This is a genomic window from Geodermatophilus bullaregiensis, from assembly GCF_016907675.1.
Lineage (GTDB): Bacteria > Actinomycetota > Actinomycetes > Mycobacteriales > Geodermatophilaceae > Geodermatophilus > Geodermatophilus bullaregiensis.
Genome location: NZ_JAFBCJ010000001.1, coordinates 4,688,687 through 4,707,447, shown reverse-complemented (window position 1 = coordinate 4,707,447; position 18,761 = coordinate 4,688,687). Strand labels below are relative to the sequence as shown.

17 protein-coding genes are annotated in these 18,761 nt (G+C 74.5%); 7 read left to right on the top strand and 10 right to left on the bottom strand.

All coding sequences use genetic code 11. The annotated features are described in order from the left end of the window. Positions 1-91 precede the first annotated feature (91 nt). The 4 genes from JOD57_RS22515 to JOD57_RS22500 all read right to left on the bottom strand — a co-directional run bounded on the left by JOD57_RS22515 (position 92) and on the right by JOD57_RS22500 (position 5,252). Positions 92-1,804: a glycerol-3-phosphate dehydrogenase/oxidase gene (locus tag JOD57_RS22515; RefSeq protein WP_307824868.1), complete on the bottom strand. Its 1,713-nt coding sequence runs from the start codon at positions 1,802-1,804 to the stop codon at positions 92-94. Between the two features lie 44 nt (positions 1,805-1,848). After that, a complete protein-coding gene (glpX, locus tag JOD57_RS22510) occupies positions 1,849-2,850 on the bottom strand; it encodes a class II fructose-bisphosphatase (protein ID WP_204694058.1) in 1,002 nt (333 codons plus the stop codon). A gap of 120 nt (positions 2,851-2,970) precedes the next feature. Beyond that, entirely contained in the window at positions 2,971-3,939 is a 969-nt protein-coding gene (locus tag JOD57_RS22505) for a zinc-binding dehydrogenase (protein WP_204694057.1), read from the bottom strand. A gap of 23 nt (positions 3,940-3,962) precedes the next feature. After that, a complete protein-coding gene (locus JOD57_RS22500) occupies positions 3,963-5,252 on the bottom strand; it encodes a 3-deoxy-7-phosphoheptulonate synthase (RefSeq protein WP_307824867.1) in 1,290 nt (429 codons plus the stop codon). A gap of 88 nt (positions 5,253-5,340) precedes the next feature. Here JOD57_RS22500 and JOD57_RS22495 point away from each other — a divergent pair, with 88 nt between their 5' ends. Together JOD57_RS22495 and katG are read left to right on the top strand one after the other, a co-directional pair. Further along, positions 5,341-5,763 carry a Fur family transcriptional regulator gene (locus JOD57_RS22495; RefSeq protein WP_307824866.1) on the top strand — a complete coding sequence of 141 codons (423 nt, stop codon included), beginning with the start codon at positions 5,341-5,343 and terminating at the stop codon, positions 5,761-5,763. Between the two features lie 43 nt (positions 5,764-5,806). Next, the gene (gene katG / locus JOD57_RS22490; protein WP_204694054.1) at positions 5,807-8,026 is read left to right on the top strand and encodes a catalase/peroxidase HPI; all 2,220 of its coding nucleotides are present in this window, start codon (positions 5,807-5,809) and stop codon (positions 8,024-8,026) included. Positions 8,027-8,128: 102 nt separating this feature from the next. Here katG and JOD57_RS22485 read toward each other — a convergent pair whose 3' ends face one another. Beyond that, positions 8,129-9,031, bottom strand: a complete 903-nt coding sequence (locus JOD57_RS22485; RefSeq protein WP_204694053.1) for a helix-turn-helix transcriptional regulator — start codon at positions 9,029-9,031, stop codon at positions 8,129-8,131. A gap of 131 nt (positions 9,032-9,162) precedes the next feature. Here JOD57_RS22485 and JOD57_RS22480 point away from each other — a divergent pair, with 131 nt between their 5' ends. The 4 genes from JOD57_RS22480 (at position 9,163) to JOD57_RS22465 (ending at position 12,872) form a co-directional block, all read left to right on the top strand. Continuing rightward, complete coding sequence (locus tag JOD57_RS22480; RefSeq protein WP_204694052.1) at positions 9,163-10,185, top strand: zinc-dependent alcohol dehydrogenase family protein; 1,023 nt, start codon at positions 9,163-9,165, stop codon at positions 10,183-10,185. 22 nt (positions 10,186-10,207) lie between these two features. Continuing rightward, positions 10,208-10,399, top strand: a complete 192-nt coding sequence (locus JOD57_RS22475; protein ID WP_239568745.1) for a cupin domain-containing protein — start codon at positions 10,208-10,210, stop codon at positions 10,397-10,399. 158 nt (positions 10,400-10,557) lie between these two features. After that, positions 10,558-11,598, top strand: coding sequence for an NAD(P)-dependent alcohol dehydrogenase (locus JOD57_RS22470; protein ID WP_204694051.1), 1,041 nt, complete (start codon positions 10,558-10,560; stop codon positions 11,596-11,598). Continuing rightward, entirely contained in the window at positions 11,595-12,872 is a 1,278-nt protein-coding gene (locus JOD57_RS22465) for an MFS transporter (RefSeq protein ID WP_204694050.1), read from the top strand. The genes JOD57_RS22470 and JOD57_RS22465 overlap by 4 nt, the downstream gene beginning before the upstream one ends. Positions 12,873-13,080: 208 nt before the next feature. Here the strand turns inward: JOD57_RS22465 and JOD57_RS22460 are convergent, their stop codons facing one another. The 3 genes from JOD57_RS22460 to JOD57_RS22450 form a co-directional block, all read right to left on the bottom strand. Then, complete coding sequence (locus tag JOD57_RS22460; protein ID WP_204694049.1) at positions 13,081-13,386, bottom strand: hypothetical protein; 306 nt, start codon at positions 13,384-13,386, stop codon at positions 13,081-13,083. Positions 13,387-13,541: 155 nt separating this feature from the next. Beyond that, positions 13,542-14,267 (bottom strand): GAF and ANTAR domain-containing protein, encoded by a 726-nt coding sequence (locus JOD57_RS22455; protein WP_204694048.1) that lies wholly within the window; start codon positions 14,265-14,267, stop codon positions 13,542-13,544. Between the two features lie 268 nt (positions 14,268-14,535). Next, a complete protein-coding gene (locus JOD57_RS22450) occupies positions 14,536-15,699 on the bottom strand; it encodes an MFS transporter (RefSeq protein WP_204694047.1) in 1,164 nt (387 codons plus the stop codon). Positions 15,700-16,005: 306 nt separating this feature from the next. On the opposite strand from JOD57_RS22450, the gene JOD57_RS22445 reads away from it, so the two are divergent. Then, positions 16,006-17,631: an amidohydrolase gene (locus JOD57_RS22445; protein ID WP_204694046.1), complete on the top strand. Its 1,626-nt coding sequence runs from the start codon at positions 16,006-16,008 to the stop codon at positions 17,629-17,631. Here the strand turns inward: JOD57_RS22445 and JOD57_RS22440 are convergent. Further along, the gene (locus JOD57_RS22440; RefSeq protein WP_204694045.1) at positions 17,625-18,200 is read right to left on the bottom strand and encodes a dihydrofolate reductase family protein; all 576 of its coding nucleotides are present in this window, start codon (positions 18,198-18,200) and stop codon (positions 17,625-17,627) included. The two genes, JOD57_RS22445 and JOD57_RS22440, sit on opposite strands and share 7 nt — an antisense overlap. Positions 18,201-18,301: 101 nt before the next feature. After that, the gene (locus JOD57_RS22435; protein WP_204694044.1) at positions 18,302-18,706 is read right to left on the bottom strand and encodes an ester cyclase; all 405 of its coding nucleotides are present in this window, start codon (positions 18,704-18,706) and stop codon (positions 18,302-18,304) included. Between the last annotated feature and the right edge of the window lie 55 nt (positions 18,707-18,761).

Below are 18,761 nucleotides of genomic sequence, written 5' to 3'. Positions count from 1 at the left end.
GTGTGGGGTCTCCAGGGGCGCGGGCGGGGAGGACGGTCAGACCATCGGCGCCCCCGCCCCCGGGTTGAGCCGAGCCGGCCTCCCCGCGACGTCAGGCCATGCTGGCCGCGCCCACCCGCACGTCCGGCGCGCCCAGGCGGGCGGCGTCGGCGGTGCGGTCGTCCACCTGCTCCTGCGACTCCCGCTCGGCCTGGACCCGCAACCGGTAGTGCGCCACCTCCCGCTCGACGTGCTCGGCGTCCCAGCCGAGCAGCGGCGCGACGATCTCCGCGACGTCACGGGCCGCGGCGACGCCACGGTCGGGCACCTCGATCGAGATCCGGGTGCGGCGGGTCAGGACGTCGTCCAGGTGCAGGGCTCCCTCGTGGCTGACCGCGTAGAGCGCCTCGACCTTGAGGTACTCGGGTGCGCCCGCCAGCGGTTCCCGCAGTGCGGGGTGCTCGGAGACGAGGTCGAGGAGCTCCCCGCTGAGGGTCCCGTACCGCCCCAGCAGGTGCTCCACCGTCGACAGCGGCAGGCCCGTGCGCTCGGCGGTGAGCCGGCGCGCGTTGTGCGCGGCGAGGTAGCCCTCCGCGCCGACCAGGGGGATCCGCTCGGTGATCGACGGCGGCACCGTGCGCTCCAGGCCGTGCACGGCGGAGTCGACGGCGTCCTTGGCCATCACCCGGTAGGTCGTGTACTTGCCGCCCGCGATGACGGTCAGGCCACGCACCGGACTGGCGACGGCGTGCTCGCGGGAGAGCTTGCTCGTCGCCTCGGACTCCCCGGAGAGCAACGGCCGCAGCCCGGCGTAGACGCCCACGACGTCCTCCCGGGTGAGCGGGTCCTCCAGCAGCCCGTTCGCGTGCTCGAGCAGGTAGTCGATGTCGTTGCTGCTCGCGGCCGGGTGCGCCAGGTCGAGGTCCCACTCGGTGTCGGTCGTCCCGATGATCCAGTGACTGCCCCACGGGATGATGAACAGCAGGCTCTTCTCGGTGCGGGTGATGACGCCGGTGGCGCTGTTGATCCGGTTCCGGGGGACCACCAGGTGGACGCCCTTCGACGCGCGGACCTGGAACTGTCCCCTCCCGCCGACCATCTGCTGGATCTCGTCGGTCCAGACCCCGGCCGCGTTGATCACCTGCTGCGCCCGGATGGCGAACTCCCCGCCGCCCTCCAGGTCGCGGACCCGGACACCGGCGATCCGGTCGCTCTCCCGGAGGAACTCGGTGACCCGCGTGCTGTTCACGCACAGCGCGCCGTACGCGGCCGCGGTCCTGGCCAGCATCATGGTGTGCCGCGCGTCGTCGACCTGGCCCTCGTAGAAGCGGACGGCGCCCCGGATCGCCGACCGCCGCCCGGACGGGAAGGACTCCGCCGTCTTCCGGCGGCCCATGTGCCGGAGGTGTCCGGGCACGCCGCGCCCGGCACCCATCACGTCGTAGACGCCGATGCCCAGCCCGACGTAGGCCCGGTCGATGCGCTTCTGCAGGGGGTAGATGAACGGGACCGGCCTGGCCAGGTGCGGGCAGAGGGTGTCGAGCACCAGGCGGCGCTCCCGCAGCGCCTCGAAGACGAGGCCGAAGTCGAACTGCTCGAGGTAGCGCAGGCCGCCGTGGAAGAGCTTGCTGGACCGGCTGGAGGTGCCGGCGGCGTAGTCCCGCGCCTCCACCAGTCCCACCTTCAGTCCCCGGGTGACGGCGTCGAGCGCGGCGCCCGCGCCGACGACGCCGCCACCGATGACCAGGACGTCGAGCTCCTCCGCCGCCAGCCGCTCGAGGGCGGCGGCGCGGTTCCCGGGGCTGAGCCGTTCGGAGATGGGCACGGTCGCTCCTGTGCTCGGGTGGCGCCGGACGTCGCGGCGCCCGGTCAGTGGCGGATGAGGTTGGAGCGGCTGCGGTCGTGCCGGGTCTCGATGACGCGGATCGCCCCGGACCTCGAGCGCATGGACAGCGACTGCGTGACCACCGCGTCCCGCTGGAAGCGGACGCCGCGCAGCAGTGCGCCCGTGGTGACACCCGTGGCGCCGAAGAACACGTCGTCGCCCGACACGAGGTCGGTGGTGGTGAGGACGCGGTCGAGGTCGTGTCCGAAGTCGAGGGCGGCGGCCCGCTCGCCGTCGTCCCGCGGCTGGAGCCGGCCGAACAGCTCGCCGTCGCTGCACCGCAGCGCGCAGGCGGCGATCACGCCCTCGGGCGTGCCCCCGACGCCGACCAGCAGGTCGACCCCCGAGTCCGGCTGCCCCACGGCGATGGCACCGGCGACGTCGCCGTCGAGCAGCGACCGGACCGCCGCCCCCGCGCGGCGGATGTCCGCGACGAGGTCTGCGTGCCGGGGGCGGTCGAGGACGGCGACCGTCAGGTCCTCCTGGCGCTTGCCGAGCGCGCGGGCCACCGCCGCCAGGACGTCGGCGATGGGCGCCTCGGGGTCGACGGCGCCGGCGGCGGCGCCCGGGACGACCAGCTTGTACATGTAGACGCAGGGCCCCGGGTCGAACATCGTGCCCCGCTCGGACAGGCCCACGACCGCCACCGCGTCGGGCAGCCCCTTGGCGGCGGCGGTGGTGCCGTCCACCGGGTCGACGGCGATGTCGACCTCCGGGCCCGAGCCGTCGCCGACCTGCTCCCCGTTGAAGAGCATCGGCGCCTCGTCCTTCTCCCCCTCGCCGATGACGACGACCCCGGACATGCCGACGGTGCCCAGCACCGGCCGCATCGCATCGACGGCCGCCTGGTCGACCTGGTTCTTGTCCCCCCGGCCGACGTAGCGGGCCGAGGAGATGGCCGCGGCCTCGGTGGCGCGGACCAGCTCCAGGGCGAGGTTGCGATCCGGGTCGAGCGCAGTGCCGGGCCTGCGGAGTTCGGCGGACATGCCAGCACCTCTGCTCGGGTGATCCGTGGCGTCTGGGTCCCATCGGGAGCTCGCCGCCCCCACGGAGACGACCCTCGTGGACGGTAACGTCCTGTGATCCCGATCACAACAGCCCCGCGGTCAGGCCGTCGCGACGACGACCTTGACCTGCCCGGGCGCGGGACGGACCGCGTGCTCGAAGGCCGACTGGGCGGCGTCGACCGGGAACACGTGGCTGACGTAGCACTCCGCCAGCGCAGGGTGCTCGCGCAGGTACTCCTCGGCCAGCGCCAGCACCCGCCGCCGCTCCAGCGTCACCCCGGCCCGCAGCGTGAGGTTCTTGCGCAGCATCAACCGCATCGGCAGGGGGTACACCAGCTCGTCCGGGACCCCGAAGTAGAAGACCTCGCCGCCGGACGCCACGGCCTCGACCGCGTGGGTCAGGGTGGCCGTCTGGTGCCCGACCGCCTCGACGACCAGGTCCGGGCGCTCCCCGGCGGGCAGCGACGCCGCCCACAGGTCGCTCGAGGCCAGGACCGCCTCGTCGACCCCGAACACGGCGGCGGAGTCCGACCGGTCGACCCGGTCGACACCCACCACGCGCGCGGCACCGGACGCCTTCGCGACGTGGCCGAAGAGCGACCCGATGGGCCCCTGGCCGATCACCGCGACCGTGCGGCCGGCAACCGGGCGCACCTGCTCCATGGCGTACAGGACGCACGCGAGGGGCTGGATCATCACCGCGGTGCGCGCCGGGAGCCGGCGGTCGTGGGCGTGCAGCCCGTCCCCGTCGCAGACGACGAGCTCGGCCAGGCCGTCGAAGCGGGGCGCCCACCCGACGACGTCCTCGCCCACGCCGATGTCGGGGTGCCGGGAGGCCACCACCGCGCCGGCGACCTCGTGCATCGGGAACCCCGGCGTGCCGAACTCGCGGGCGTCCGGGCCCGCGTCCGGCGAGATCCCACCCCGGAACAACGGCAGGTCACTGCCGCAGATGCCACCGGCGGCCACCGCGACGAGGACCTGCCCCGGCGCGAGCGCGGCCTCCTGCGGCGCCGGGACCTCCGTCGTCTCCAGCCGCTGAGGAGCCACCAGCCGGTGTGCCCACATGCCCGCCTCCGCTCCTGCCGCGCTCACCGTGGCGGACGAGCCGCCGTCGCGTCATCCTCCTGCACCGCCCGGGAGCCGGCGCCGCGACGGGAGCGGACGGCCTCGGCCAGCTCCGCCAGCATCTCCTCGGTCGTCCCGGGGTCGACGCAGGCGTCGGTGACGCTCTTGCCGTACTCCAGCCGCTCGGGGTGCCGCTGGTCCAGGTCCTGCCGGCCCGCGACCAGGTGGCTCTCGACCATCACCCCGCGGATCGCCCGCTCACCGCCGGCGACCTGCCCGGCCAGGTCCCGCACGACGCCGGGCTGGCGCCGGTGGTCCTTCCGGCTGTTGCCGTGCGAGGCGTCGACGACGACCACCTCGGGCAGCCCGCGCGCCGCCAGCTTGCGCCTCGTCTCGGCGATGTGCGCCGCGGAGTGGTTCGGGCCGTCCTCGTCGCCGCGCAGGATGACGTGGCCGGTGTCGTTGCCCGTGGTCGACAGCTGGGCGCTGACGCCGTGGTGGTCGACCCCCAGGAACTCGTGCGGCGCCCGCGCCGTCAGCACGGCCGAGACGGCGGCGTCGATGCTGCCCTCCGGCGAGTTCTTGAAGCCGACGACCGACGAGAAGCCCGACACCCGCTCCCGGGCGGTCTGGTCGGTGACGTTGCGGGCCCCGACGCCGTTGTAGGTGACCAGGCCGTTGACGTACTGCGGCGTCAGCGCGTTCAGCGGCTCGGCGGCCACCGGGACGCCGAGAGCGGTGATGCGCGACATGAGCACCCGGGTCGCCACGAGGCCGACGCTGATGCGGCTGGACCCGTCGAGGAACGGGTCGTAGGCGAAGCCCTTCCAGTCGACCTCGGTCCGCGGCTTCTCGGTGTAGGTCCGCATCAGGATCTCCAGGTCGTCGCCGTGCCGCTCCCGCGTGCGGGCGAGGAAGCCGGCGTACTCCAGCGCGGCGGCCGGGTCGTGGATCGAGCACGGCCCGGCGATGACGACCAGGCGGTCGTCGTCGCCCCGGACGATGTCGGCCACGGCGCGGCGCCCGGCCCGCGTCGTCGCCGCGGAGGCGGCCGACAGGGGGACGACGGTCGCCACCGCGGCCGGTGTGACGACGACGCTGAGGCCGGTGATCCGGGCGTTCACCAGGTCGGAGAGGTCGGCGTCCTCCCCTCCTCCGACGCCCAGCCGCTGCCGCACGGCCGGCAGCAGCTCCGCCAGCGCCGCGTCGATCTGCCCGTTCACTCGCGTCTGGACGTCCAGCAGGTGGTCGGCGATCCGCGTCGCCTCGTCCAGGATCTGGTCAACCGGAATGGGAGCCTCCTCGATCGTCACCACTCTCCTCGACCGGCCGGCGGCCCGCGCGCCCGGCCGCGACACGTCGTCTCTTGACCGGCTCAAGAGTGACCGACACGATGAGCCCGTGCCGGACGCCGCAGACCTCGAGCGCGTCCTGCGCGCGGCGGGTCTGCGGGTCACCCGTCCGCGCCTGGCGGTGCTCGACGCCGTCCACGCGCACCCGCACGTCGACACCGACGCGCTGATCGGTGCCGCCCGCGCCCGCCTGGGCGCGGTGTCGCACCAGGCGGTGTACGACGTGCTGCGCGTCCTGACCGACAGGGGCCTGGTGCGGCGCATACAGCCCCGGGGCTCGGTCGCGCGCTACGAGGCACGGGTCGGCGACAACCACCACCACCTCGTCTGCCGCTCCTGCGGCTCGATCGTCGACGTCGACTGCGCGGTCGGCCCGGCTCCGTGCCTCGCCCCTCCCGACGACGCCGGCTTCGTGGTCGACGAGGCCGAGGTCGTCTTCTGGGGCCGCTGCCCCGCCTGCGCCACCGCCTGACCCGTGACCGTCCAGCCCACCCCGACGCCCAGGAAGGCTCGCTGTGACCGACGAGTCCGACAAGCTCACCACCGACAGCACCAGCGAGAGCGAGAACCCGGCGATCCCGTCGCCGAAGCAGGTCACCGACCGCCGACCGCAGAGCAACCGGGACTGGTGGCCCAACCAGGTGGACCTGTCGGTGCTCAACAAGCCGTCGAAGGACTCCGACCCCCTGGGCGAGGACTTCGACTACCGGGCGGAGTTCGCGGAGCTGGACGTCGAGGAACTCAAGCGCGACGTCACCCGGGTGATGCGCACGTCGCAGGACTGGTGGCCGGCCGACTGGGGCCACTACGGCCCGCTGTTCATCCGCATGTCCTGGCACGCCGCCGGCACCTACCGCATCGCGGACGGCCGGGGCGGCGGCGGCGAGGGCGCGCAGCGGTTCGCCCCGCTCAACAGCTGGCCGGACAACGCGAACCTGGACAAGGCCCGCCGCCTGCTGCTGCCGATCAAGCAGAAGTACGGCCGCAGGCTGTCCTGGGCCGACCTGCTCGTCCTGGCGGGCAACGTCGCGCACGACGACATGGGCCTGAGGACCTTCGGCTTCGCCTTCGGTCGCGAGGACACCTGGCAGCCGCAGGAGGTCTTCTGGGGCCCGGAGGACACCTGGCTGGGCGACGAGCGCTATGCCGACGAGGTCCCGCTCGACCTCGACGAGGGCCACCTCGCCGCCGTCACCATGGGCCTGATCTACGTCAACCCGGAGGGTCCGAAGGGCCGGCCCGACCCGGTCGCCTCCGCCCACGACATCCGCGTGACCTTCAGCCGCATGGGCATGACCGACGAGGAGACCGTCGCCCTCATCGCCGGCGGCCACACCTTCGGCAAGACGCACGGCGCCGGCAACCCCGAGCTCATCGGCCCGGAGCCCGAGGGCTGCCCGGTCCACGGCAACGGCCTCGGCTGGATCAGCCAGCACGGCACCGGCAAGGGCGCCGACACCATCACCAGCGGTCTCGAGGGTGCCTGGACCCCGACGCCGACGCAGTGGGACAACTCCTACTGGGAGACCCTCTTCGGCTTCGAGTGGGAGCTCACCGAGAGCCCCGCCGGCGCCAAGCAGTGGAAGCCGAAGGACCCCGAGGCGCAGGAGCTCGTCCCCGACGCGCACATCGAGGGCAGGAAGAACCCGCCGATGATGGCGACCACCGACCTCGCCCTGGTCATGGACGCCGGGTTCCGCGCGATCTCGGAGCGCTTCCGCGACGACCCCGAGTACTTCGCCGACCAGTACGCCCGCGCCTGGTTCAAGCTGCTGCACCGCGACATGGGCCCGAAGAGCCGCTACCTCGGCCCCGACGTGCCGGACGAGGAGCTCATCTGGCAGGACCCGGTCCCCGCGGTCGAGCACGAGCTGGTCGGCGAGGCCGAGGTCGCCGACCTTAAGCAGCGCCTGCTCTCCTCCGGCCTGACCGTGTCGCAGCTGGTGCACACGGCCTGGTCCGCCGCCGCCTCCTACCGCGGCACGGACAAGCGTGGTGGGGCCAACGGCGCCCGGCTGCGCCTCGAGCCGCAGATCGGCTGGGCGGTCAACGAGGGCGTGCGGGACGTGCTGCCGGTGCTCGAGCAGGTGAGGGCGGACTTCGAGTCCGGGACCGGGAAGCGGATCTCGATCGCCGACCTGATCGTGCTCGGCGGCAGCGCGGCGGTCGAGCGGGCCGCGGCGGACGCCGGCGTGCAGGTGACCGTGCCGTTCACGCCCGGCCGCACCGACGCGTCGCAGGAGCAGACGGACGTCGAGAACTCCCGCTGGCTCGAGCCGCGGGCCGACGGCTTCCGCAACTGGATCGCGCCGGGCAGCAAGCTCCCGCCGGAGACGCTCCTGGTCGACCGCGCCTACATGCTGGAGCTCACCGCCAAGGAGATGACGCTGCTCGTCGGCGGCCTGCGGGTCCTCGGCGCCAACACCGGCGGCGTGCGGCACGGCGTCTTCACCGACCGCCCGGGCGTCCTGTCGCAGGACTTCTTCCGCAGCCTGTTGGACCTGGGCACCTCGTGGCGCACCTCGGTGGACGCCGAGGACGTCTACGAGGGCCTGGACGCCGACGGCACCGTGGTCCGCACGGCCACCGCCGCCGACCTGGTGTTCAACTCCAACTCCATCCTCCGCGGCATCGTCGAGGTCTACTCGGCCGACGACGCGAGGGAGAAGTTCGTGCGGGACTTCGTCGCCGCGTGGGTGAAGGTCATGGAGCTCGACCGCTTCGACCTGCGGTAGGCACTCCCCGTCCGGATGCCCCGGCCTGCCTCGTGCGGACCGGGGCACCCGCGCGTCCGGCGGCGCCCGCTCGGCGGGGCTCCGGCCGCCGCCCGCGCGGGCTCAGGTCCGGTCGCTCGCCGGGGGGGACGCGTCGCCCGCGGTCGACGCCGCGGAGGTCGCCGCCCAGCTGGCGAGCAGCTTGAGGCCGTCCTCGGAGGGCGTCCCGGGCTCGGCGGTGTAGATGGTCAGGCGGAGGTCCGCGTGGTCCTCGGTGGGCAGGTCGAGGGTGCAGTACCCGAGGTCGAGCGTGCCGACGACGGGGTGGCGGAACTGCTTGGCGCCGTTGTGGTGGATGCGGACGTCGTGCGCGGCCCAGCGCGTCCGGAACTCCTCGCTGACCGTGGACAGCTCCCCGACGAGCTCGCGCAGCTGCGCGTCGTGCGGGCGGCGGCCGGCCTCGGCACGGAGCAGGGCGACGGTGACGTTGGCCGCGCTGCCCCAGTCCAGGTAGTAGTCCCCCGCCTGCGGGTCGAGGAACTGGAAGCGGGCGAAGTTCGCCGGCCGCCGCGGGTCACCGAACAGCGGTGAGAGCAGCGCCCGCCCCAGGGTGTTGGTCGCGAGCACGTCCAGGCGGCCGTTGGCGACGAACGCGGCCGACCCCGTCATCGAGTCGAGCATCCACTGCACGCGGGGCTGGATCGGCGCCCTGCCGCCACGCCGCTGCGGCGCGCGGGACGGCCGGGCGGCGGCGCGGGCCAGGTTGAACAGGTGGGCCCGCTCGGCCTCGTCCAGCTGCAGCGCCCGGGCGACGGCCTCGAGGACGTCCTCGGAGACGCCGGCGATGTGGCCCTTCTCCAGCCGGGTGTACCAGTCGGTGCTCACCCCGGCCAGGACGGCGACCTCCTCGCGGCGCAGACCGGTCACCCGCCGCCGGCCTCCGCCCGGCAGCAGCCCCGCCCGCTCGGGGGTGATCCGCGCCCGGCGGGTGGTGAGGAAGTCGCGGATGTCGGCGCGGTTGTCCACGCCGTCGACGCTACGTCGCCCCGCCGGTGGAGGGAGGTCGAGCTTCTCCCCCCCACAGACCCGACCTCCCACACGCGCGCCCGGAGGCGTTCCGTGGAGTCCAGTCCCCCCACTCCACGAGGAGCACCGACATGCGAGCAGCCGTCCTCCACGCCCCCGGCGACGTCCGCGTCGAGCACCGGCCCGACCCGACGATCGAGCAGCCCACCGACGCGGTCATCCGGCTGGCCGCCACCTGCGTGTGCGGGTCGGACCTGTGGCCCTACCGCGGCGTCGAGGCGGTCGACGGGCCCTCCCCGATGGGCCACGAGTACGTCGGCGTCGTCGAGGAGGTCGGCAGCGACGTCCGCGCCATCCGCCCGGGGCAGTTCGTCGTCGGCTCCTTCTTCGCCAGCGACAACACCTGCGAGATCTGCCGGGCCGGCTACCAGTCGCGCTGCGTGCACGCCGAGCCCATGGGCGCCATCGGCACCCAGGCCGAGTACGCCCGCGTCCCGCTGGCCGACGGCACCCTCGTCGCCACCTCCGACACGCCCTCGGACGACCTCGTCCCGGGTCTGCTCGCCGCCTCCGACGTGCTGGGCACCGGCTGGTTCGCCGCCGTCGCCGCCGAGGCGGGGCCGGGGAAGACCGTCGCCGTCGTCGGCGACGGCGCCGTCGGCCTGCTCGGCGTCCTCGCGGCGAGGCAGCTCGGCGCCGAGCGCATCGTCGTGTTCAGCCGGCACGGGTCCCGGCAGGCCCTGGCCCGTGAGTTCGGCGCCACCGACGTCGTCGCCACGCGCGGCGACGAGGGCGTGGCCGAGGTCAAGGAACTCACCGGCGGCCTCGGCGCGCACTCGGTCATCGAGGCCGTCGGCACGCAGGAGTCGATGCTGCAGGCCATCCGCGCCACCCGTCCCGGCGGGCACGTCGGCTACGTCGGCGTCTCGCACGACGTGCAGCTGCCCGGCGACGAGCTGTTCTTCTCCGGCGTCCACCTGCACGGCGGGCCCGCGCCGGTGCGCCGCTTCCTGCCCGAGCTCGTCGACCTGATCACCGACCGGGCCATCGACCCGGGTCGGGTCTTCGACCTCGACCTGCCGCTCGAGCAGGCGGCCGAGGGCTACCGCGCCATGGACGAGCGGCGCGCGATCAAGACGCTGCTGCGTCCCTGACCGACAGCCGAGGAGGAGCACCGTGCAGATCACCCGCAGCTCCATGGACACCGTCAGGGGCCCCGCGGACCGGTTCACCGGCGACGTCCGGATCGACGCCGTCGCCGCCGCGCCCAGGCCGTCCCGGGTGACCGCCGACCCGGTGCACTTCACGCCCGGCGCGCGCACCCGCTGGCACCGCCACCCGCTCAGCCAGACCGTGCTCGTCACCTAGGGCGTCGGCCTGTGCCAGCGCCGCGGCGGACCCGTCGAGGTCATCCGCCCCGGCGACCGCGTCCTGTCCGGGGCCGACGAGGAGTACGCCGCCGGCCCGGCCGCCGACCGACGCCCGCCCCACCCCGACCACCACCGCTGAACGAGGAGCACTCCCCCATGCGCGTCCCCGCCTACGCCGCCCCCGCCGCCGGCCGGCCCCTGGCCCCCACCACCATCGAGCGCCGGGCCGTCGGCCGCCACGACGTCCTCATCGCGATCGAGTACGCCGGCATCTGCCACTCCGACATCCACACCGTCAACGGCGACTGGGGGCCCCAGCCCTTCCCCGTCGTCCCCGGCCACGAGATCGTCGGCGTCGTCGCCGAGGTCGGGCCCGAGGTCACCACCCACCGGGTCGGCGACCGGGTCGGCGTCGGCTGCATGGTGGACTCCTGCGGGCAGTGCACCAACTGCCGCAACGGAGACGAGCAGTACTGCCTCGACGGCATGGTGCCGACCTACGCCGGCACCGACCGCGACGGCACCACGACGCAGGGCGGCTACTCCACCCACGTCGTGGTCGACGCCGGCTTCGTGCTGCGCGTGCCCGACGGCATCGACCCGGCGTCCGCCGCGCCGCTGCTGTGCGCCGGCATCACCACCTACAGCCCGCTGCGCCGCTGGGGCGCCGGGCCGGGCAGGCGGGTCGCCGTCGTCGGCCTCGGCGGGCTGGGTCACATGGCCGTCAAGCTCGCGCACGCCATGGGTGCCGAGGTGACGGTGCTGTCGCAGTCGCTGAAGAAGCAGGAGGACGGCCTGCGGCTCGGGGCCGACGCCTACTTCGCCACCGGCGACCCGGCCACGTTCGACGAGCTGGCCGGGCGGTTCGACCTGATCGTCAACACCGTCAGCGCCACCATCGACGTCGACGCGTACCTGTCCCTGCTGGCCGTCGACGGCACGCTGGTCAACGTCGGCGCGCCCGCCGAGCCGCTGAGCCTGAACGCGATGTCCCTGATCGGCGGCCGCCGCTCCTACGCCGGCTCGATGATCGGCGGCATCGCCGAGACCCAGGAGATGCTCGACTTCTGCGCCGCGCACGGCATCGGCGCCGAGGTCGAGGTCGTCCCCGCCGACCGGGTCAACGAGGCCTACGAGCGCGTGCTGGCCTCCGACGTCCGCTACCGGTTCGTCATCGACGCCGCGACCCTGCGGTGACCGCGGACCAGCTGACGCACCCGGCCGGGCCGGCGGCACCGCCCGCCGGCCCGGCCGCCGGGGCCCGGGGACCGCTCCCGCTGGTCGTGTACGTGCTGGCGGCCGGCACCTTCCTCATGCTCACCACCGAGTTCGTGGTGGCGGGACTGCTGCCGGAGATCGCCGGCGACCTGCAGGTGACCGTGGCGCAGGCCGGGCTGCTGATCACGGTGTTCGCGGCCGGGATGATCGTCGGCTCACCGGCGATGGCGCTGCTGACCCGGCGGATGCCGCGACGGACGACGCTGCTGCTGGCCCTGGTGGTCTTCGCCGCCGGGCACGTCGTCGTCGCCCTCGGCTCCAGCTTCGAGCTGCTGCTCGCCGCCCGGTTCGTCACCGCGTGGGCGACCGGGGCGTTCTGGTCGGTGGCGTCGGTGGTGGCCACCCGCGCCGCCGGTCCCGGCGCCGGCGCCCGCGCGCTGGGCCTGGTGGGCGCCGGGGGCATGCTGGCCAACGTCCTCGGCGTGCCGCTCGGCGCGTTCGCCGGGCAGCTGAGCGGCTGGCGGGGACCGTTCTGGGCGCTCGCGGTGCTCGCGGTGGCCGCCGTGGCGCTCGTCGCCCGCCAGGTGCCCGACGACGGCCCCGACCGGCAGGCGGTGTCCCTGCGGTCGGAGCTGGGCGCGCTGCGCTCGGTCCGGCTGTGGCTGGTGCTGGCCGCCTGCGCGACCACGACCGGCGGCGTGCTGTCGGCCTACTCCTACGTCTCCCCGCTGCTGACCGACCGCGCCGGTCTCGCGGCCGGCCTGGTGCCGCTGGTGCTCGTCGGCTTCGGCGTCGGCTCCCTGATCGGCACCGTCGTCGGCGGGCGCCTCGGCGACGTCCACCCGCACGTGACCACGATCGCCGTCCCCGCGGTCACGACCGTCGTCCTGCTGGCGATCACCCTGCTGTCCCCGCTGGCCGTGCCCGCGGTGGTGCTCGTCGCCCTGCTCGGCCTCGTGGGCCTGAGCGCCAACCCGGTGCTGTCGGCGATGGCCGTCCGCTTCGCCGGCGTGGCACCCACCCTGGGGGTGGCGATGTCGGTCGCGGCGTACAACCTCGGCACCGCCGCCGGCTCCGGGATCGCCGGGCTCACCCTCGGCTCCGGCCTCGGGGCCGCCGGCCCCGCGGCCGTCGGCACCGTCCTCGCCGCACTCACGCTGGTCCCGGCAGTCGCCGTCCTGCTCGTCCAGCGCCGCCGCGGCGCCGGGGGGACGCCTGCGACCGGCGCGCTCTCCGGCCCGCGGGTCGGCTGATGGACTGGCTCAGCACCCTGCCCGCGTGCACCGTGCCGGCGGTGGTCGCCGTGGTGCTGGTGGCCGAGTCGGGCCTGATCATCGGCCTGGTGCTGCCCGGCTCGTCGCTGGTGGTCGGTGTCGGCGTCCTCGCCGGTGCCGGGCTGGTCCCGGTGCCGGTGGCCGCCCTCACCGTGGCCGCCGCCACGGTGGGAGGCGCCGCGCTCGGTCACCGCCGCGCCGCGCGCACCGGCCCCGGCACGCTCCTGCCGACCCGCGGGCCGCTCGGACGGCTGCTGCCCGGGCCGGTGCGGGCGCTGGTCGACCGGTCGGCAGGGCCGTGGTCGGACGCCGTCGCCCGGCGGCCGGTGCGCGTGGCCGGGGTGTCGCAGCTCGTGACCGGGTCGCGGACGCTCGCACCGCGCATCGCCGCCCGAGCCGGGGTGCCGCTGACGACGATGCTGCGGGGAACGGTCCCCGCGGCGCTGCTCTGGGCCTGGGGTCTGGTCGCCGCGGGCACCGCGGTGGGCGCCACCGCACCGCTCCTCGACGGCGTGGTCACCCTGGCCGGACTGCCGGTCCTCGCGGTCACGTGGCTGCTCCTGCGACGCCGCGCCCGCGGCCAGGACCGCGGGAACCCGACGGTGGCCGTCGGGATGGCGACCTCGCCGGTGCTCGCCACCGGCCGGGTCACGGGAGCGGCAGTCGGCCGGTGCGGACCACGGCGTCGGCGACCTGTCCGATCGTCGTCCTGGTCGTCATGGCCGTGCGTGCGAGCACGTGGAACGCCTTGTCCGGGGTCCACCTGTGACGTCCCATCAGGATGCCCTTCGCCTGGTCGATGACCGCGCGGGACTCCAGCGCGGCCTGCAGCGCGTCGGCCCTGTCCAGGGCGCTCCGGTAGGCGTGCATGTCCCCGGCGGCGACCGCGGCGTAGGGGGCGAACCTCGTGGCTGCCCTGCGGCTGTCCTCGTCGAAGGCGTGTGGCTCACGGGCGTAGACGTTGAGCGCGCCGGCGACCTGCTCGTCCTCGTCGATGGCCAGCGGGACCGACAGGGAGCTGAGGTTGCCGTGGGTGACCGCCCGGGGCATGTAGTCCGGCCACCGGCTGTCGGTGCGGGTGTCGGGCACCTCGGTCAGTTCACCGGTGCGGGCGGCGTGCAGGCAGGGGCCGTGGCCGCGTTCGTACTGCCGCTCGTCGAGATCGAGGGCCAGCTGGTCGGTGTGGACCACGGTGGTGGGCCGGTCCTGCACCAGCAGCGTGATCGACGCCTCGGTGTGACCGGGCATGACGGCCTTGGTGAGACCGACGACCGATCGGAGCAGGCTCTCCATCGAGTGCTCCCGCAGGGACACCCGACCCAGGCGCTCGAGTGCCTCCGCCGCCGTGACGGGATGCGGCTGACTGTCGGCCATGACGCGGCCTCCGGTCTGCTGGTACCGAGGGGTCATCTCGGCCGCGGACCCGATCTGGGCTCCGTGCTCGGTGCGCCCGCTGTGGACGCACGACGAACGCCGGGCCGGCCCGACGCCCCACTGACGCTACGCGCGTCGCCGAGCCGCCGGACCCGGCGGGATGCCGTCGGGGTGGTCGGGTCGTCGGCGGCCGGCCCTCCTCCGGACGGCCTCTGCCGGACGGCCTCCGCCGCGAGGGCCGACCACGAGCGCCGTGCCACGCTGCTCCTCAGCGGCCGACGCCGAGCGTGGTCAGGTAGGCGGCCAGGCCGAGGGCCAGGCACCCGGCGATGACCGGGGCGTAGGAGCCGGAGGCGTCGACGGCGGCACCGGCGAGCGGAGCGCCCACCGCCGATCCGATCCCGGCGCTGGTGTAGAGCACTCCGAGCAGCCCGCCCAGGCGGGTGGTGCCGAAGCGCTCGGCGACGACGGCGGGACCGATGGCGACGAAGCCGCCGTAGCCGACGCCCAGCACGACGGCGAAGACGAGCAGCACGCCGTAGCCGCCGCCGAGGCCCCACAGCGCGAAGCTCGCACCCATGGTCAGGAAGCACCCCTGGAAGGCGCGCAGGGCGCCGGTCCTCGCCGCGACCACCCCGAGCACCAGTCGACCGGCGGTGCTCGCAGCGCCGATCACCCCGACCAGCGCCGCGGCCGCGACCCGGTCGACCCCGGCCTGCTCGGCGTACCCGGGCAGGTGCACGAACGGCACGAACAGCGCGACGGCCATGAGGCCCGAGGCCAGGTACAGCCGCCGGTAGTCACGGTTGCGCACGGCCTCGCCCAGCGTCAGCGCCGCCGGCCCGGACTGCACCGGCGGTCGGGTGACGACCAGGGCGCAGAGCACCAGCACCGCTGCACCGGCCACCCCGAGCACCAGGTGGGTGTCCCGCCACCCCAACTCGTCGATCAGCGCGGCGGCCAGCGGCGCGACGGTGAGGGTCCCCAGGCCGATCCCGGTCACCGCCACGCCGATCGCGAGCGTGCGCCGTCGCTCGAACCACCCGCTGACCACGGCCACCATCGGGACGTAGGCGCAGGCCACGCCGATGCCGACCCCCAGGCCGTAGGTGAGCAGTCCGACCCACAGCGCACCCGCCTGCGAGGTCGCCGCCAGCCCGGCGCCGAGGGCGACTCCACCCACGAGCAGCACGCGCCGAGGGCCGTAGCGGTCCACCGCGACGCCGCTGAGCGCGCCGAGGCCGAAGTAGGTGAGCGACGTCAGGGCGAAGAACGTGGACGTGGCGCCGCGACCGGTGCCGAACTCCTCCGCCATCGGCTCGAGGAACGCGCCGAAGGAGTAGGCGATCCCGAACGAGGCGAACATCGCCGCGAACGCCGCGGCGACCACCACCCAGCTCCGGACCGAGTCGACCGACGCCGCGGGCCGCATGCCGGAGGACGATACGAGGACGACACCAGGCCGCCACCCGACCGCCGGGCGGGGAGACCGGATGTCGACGCGCGGCTCTGCGCGGTGAGCTCGTCGGGCGTCGATCGTGCTGCTCCGCACCACCGGCTGTAGTAGGACTCACCTCGGCCCCGGCGCCACCCGTCCCGTCGTCGGGACGGGTGACGCCGGCACCGGCGTCCGACCCGCACGATGTCGACCACGATGCACAGGGAGCCCCGGCATGCAGGCGACCCACCTCGATCCCCTCCGCAGCGCCGGCGTCCCGCGCGTGCGCCGGGACCCCGCGTGAGCACGGCAACCCCGGCCGCCGGACCGGGCACCTGGACGCTCGTGGTCGCCGACCGTATCCACCCGCTCGCCGGTCCGCCGGGAGAGGCGCTGGTCCTGCTCGACGACCGGGTGGCGGCCGTCGGCGACCCGCGTGAGCTGCGCGAGCGGTTCCGCCCCGACCGCACGGTCGAGCTCGACGGCGTCCTCGTCCCCGGCTTCAACGACGCGCACGCCCACCCGAGCATGACCGCGGAGAACCTGCTGCACGTCGACTGCTCACCGGAGGTCGCCACCGACGAGGACGTGCTCGTCCGGCTGCTCCGCGAGGAGGCCGCCGCGATCGACCAGGGGCAGTGGGTCGTCGGCTCGCGCTACGACCACACCAAGACCACCGGCGGCCGGGTCGTGGACCGCGAGTTCCTCGACCGTGCCGTCCCGGACCGCCCGGTGCTGCTGACCCACGTGGCCGCGCACTGGGGGGTGCTCAACTCCGCCGGGCTGGCGGCCGCCGGACTCGCCGATGCGAGCACGGACCCGCCGGGCGGCGTGCTGGGCCGCAACGCCGCCGGGGAGCTCAACGGCGTCGTGTACGAGCAGGCGCTGTTCGACGTCTCGTACCCGTCGCTGGCGCGGGGCAGGACCGTCGTCCCTCCCTCGACGCCCGCCGCCCGCCTGCGCGGGCTCGCCCGCGCCCAGCAGGTGTTCCACGCCGCCGGGATCACCTCGATGGTGGACGCGCTGTGCGGGCCCGACGACGTCGCCCTGCTGTCCGAGGCAGCCCGCACCGGGCAGCTGACCCTGCGCGTGGCGATGCTGGTGGCCTTCCCGCACTACGACCGCATCGCCGCGCTGGGTCTGCGCAGCGGCTTCGGGGACGAGCGGCTGCGCCTGCTCGGGGTCAAGGCGTTCGTCGACGGCGCCTGCGCCGGCGGGAACTGCCTGGTGGACGAGCCGTTCGAGGGCACCGACGACCACGGCATGCAGACCATGGACGACGCCGACCTGCGCGACCTGGTCGAGCGGGTGGCCGGCGACGGCGTCGTCCTCGCCGTGCACGCCAACGGTGACCGGGCCATCCGCAAGCTGCTCGACGCCCACGAGCGGGCCCGTGCGTCGGGGGCACCGCCTCGACGGCACCGCATCGAGCACTGCTCGCTGGTCGACGCCGACATCGTCGGCCGCATCCGCGCGCTCGGGCTCGTCGTCGTCCCGTTCGGTTCCTACGCACGGTTCCACGGCGACAAGCTGGTCGGCTACTACGGGCGGGACCGGCTCGAGCGCATGTTCGCCCACCGGACGCTGCTCGACGCCGGCATCCCCGTCGCCGGTTCCAGCGACTACCCGTGCGGGCCGTACGAGCCGCTGGCCGCGATCACCAGTTGCGCCGAACGGCGCGCGCTGGACGGGACCGCCATCGGGCCGAGCCAGCGGATCAGCGTGCGCGAGGCGTTCGGCCTGTACACGACCGGAGCCGCGTACGCCGCGGGCGAGGAGCGCCTGAAAGGCACCCTGGCTCCGGGCATGCTCGCGGACTTCGTCGAGCTGGGCCGTGACCCGTTCCAGGTGCCACCCGACGAGGTCGTCGACATCCCCGTCCGCTCGACGTGGGTCGGTGGCCGTCCCGTCCACACCGCTCAGTGAGGGGTGGGCCGGTAGACGAGCTCGTGGGTGCGACCGTCGAGCGTCCGGCTCTCGACCAGCTCCAGGTCGAAGTCGGCCGCACCCCGGAAGACCGGGTCCAGCCCGGTCCGACCGGTGATGACGGGGAAGATCATCACCTGGACGCGGTCGACCAGGCCCGCCGCCATCAGCGCCCGGTTCACCGACAGGCTGCCGTGCGAGCGCAACGGCACCGGCGACTCCTCCTTGAGCCGGGCGACGACGTCGACGGCGTTCCCGCTCGCGACGGTCGCGTCCGGCCAGTCGAGGGGTTCCCTCAGCGTCGTCGACAGCACCGTCGCGGGCAGGTGCACCATCCGGGTGACCCACGGGTCACGCACCTCGGAGTCCTCGCCGCCGGCGGCCAGCATCTGCACGAACGCCCGGTACGTGGTGGCCCCGAAGACCATCCGCTGCTCCTCGCGGTACAGCTCCAGGCGGTGGTCGAGCAGCTCGGGGCCCTGCTTGCCCCAGTAGCCGGTCCAGTCGCCACCGGCGGCGCCGTAGCCGTCGAGGCTGGAGAAGACGTCGAACGTGTAGGTCGCGGTCATCTCGTCCTCCTCGGAGCGGTCGTTCGGTGCAGTGGAGACCGCGGCCACTGCGACGACTCATCGCCGTCGACCGGTCCTCCGCGCCGACGTCGAGGTCCCGGCTAGCGCGGCCAGCCTCCGACCTGTGCGAGGAGGCCGACGTCGTCGCGGCAGGCCCAGTGCTCGACGATCGACCCGTCCGCGACCCGCCAGATGTGGATGAAGTCCCACGCGACGGCGTTCCCAGTCGGGGTCAGGTCGGCGAGCAGCGGCATCGTCGACGCCACGTGCCGCCCGTGCATCGTGAGGTGCACGACGACGAGGTCGTCCTGGGCCACGACGCGGTGGATCGTGACCGTCGGGCGGTCGAGGTCGTGGTCGAGCGTCGCGGCGGTCCGTCGCAGGCCCTCGCGGCCCTGCGGCCCCGCGGCGTGCTGGACGAGGTCCTCGGCGACGAGTCCGAACGCGGAGCCGTCCCGCAGCTCCGCGGCCCGGTGGAAGGCCAGCACGGTCTCTGCGGGCGTCATCGCGCCATTCCACACCCGGCTCGGTCGCGGGTGCCGGACCGACGTCGCGCCCGGA

What these genes read in the sequence shown, in the direction of transcription:
- glpX (WP_204694058.1), bottom strand. Translation starts at nt 2,850, where the DNA reads ATGTCCGCCGAACTCCGCAGGCCCGGCACTGCGCTCGACCCGGATCGC.
- JOD57_RS22505 (WP_204694057.1), bottom strand. Translation starts at nt 3,939, where the DNA reads ATGTGGGCACACCGGCTGGTGGCTCCTCAGCGGCTGGAGACGACGGAG.
- JOD57_RS22480 (WP_204694052.1), top strand. Translation starts at nt 9,163, where the DNA reads ATGCGAGCAGCCGTCCTCCACGCCCCCGGCGACGTCCGCGTCGAGCAC.
- JOD57_RS22470 (WP_204694051.1), top strand. Translation starts at nt 10,558, where the DNA reads ATGCGCGTCCCCGCCTACGCCGCCCCCGCCGCCGGCCGGCCCCTGGCC.
- JOD57_RS22455 (WP_204694048.1), bottom strand. Translation starts at nt 14,267, where the DNA reads ATGGCCGACAGTCAGCCGCATCCCGTCACGGCGGCGGAGGCACTCGAG.
- JOD57_RS22450 (WP_204694047.1), bottom strand. Translation starts at nt 15,699, where the DNA reads ATGCGGCCCGCGGCGTCGGTCGACTCGGTCCGGAGCTGGGTGGTGGTC.
- JOD57_RS22440 (WP_204694045.1), bottom strand. Translation starts at nt 18,200, where the DNA reads ATGACCGCGACCTACACGTTCGACGTCTTCTCCAGCCTCGACGGCTAC.
- JOD57_RS22435 (WP_204694044.1), bottom strand. Translation starts at nt 18,706, where the DNA reads ATGACGCCCGCAGAGACCGTGCTGGCCTTCCACCGGGCCGCGGAGCTG.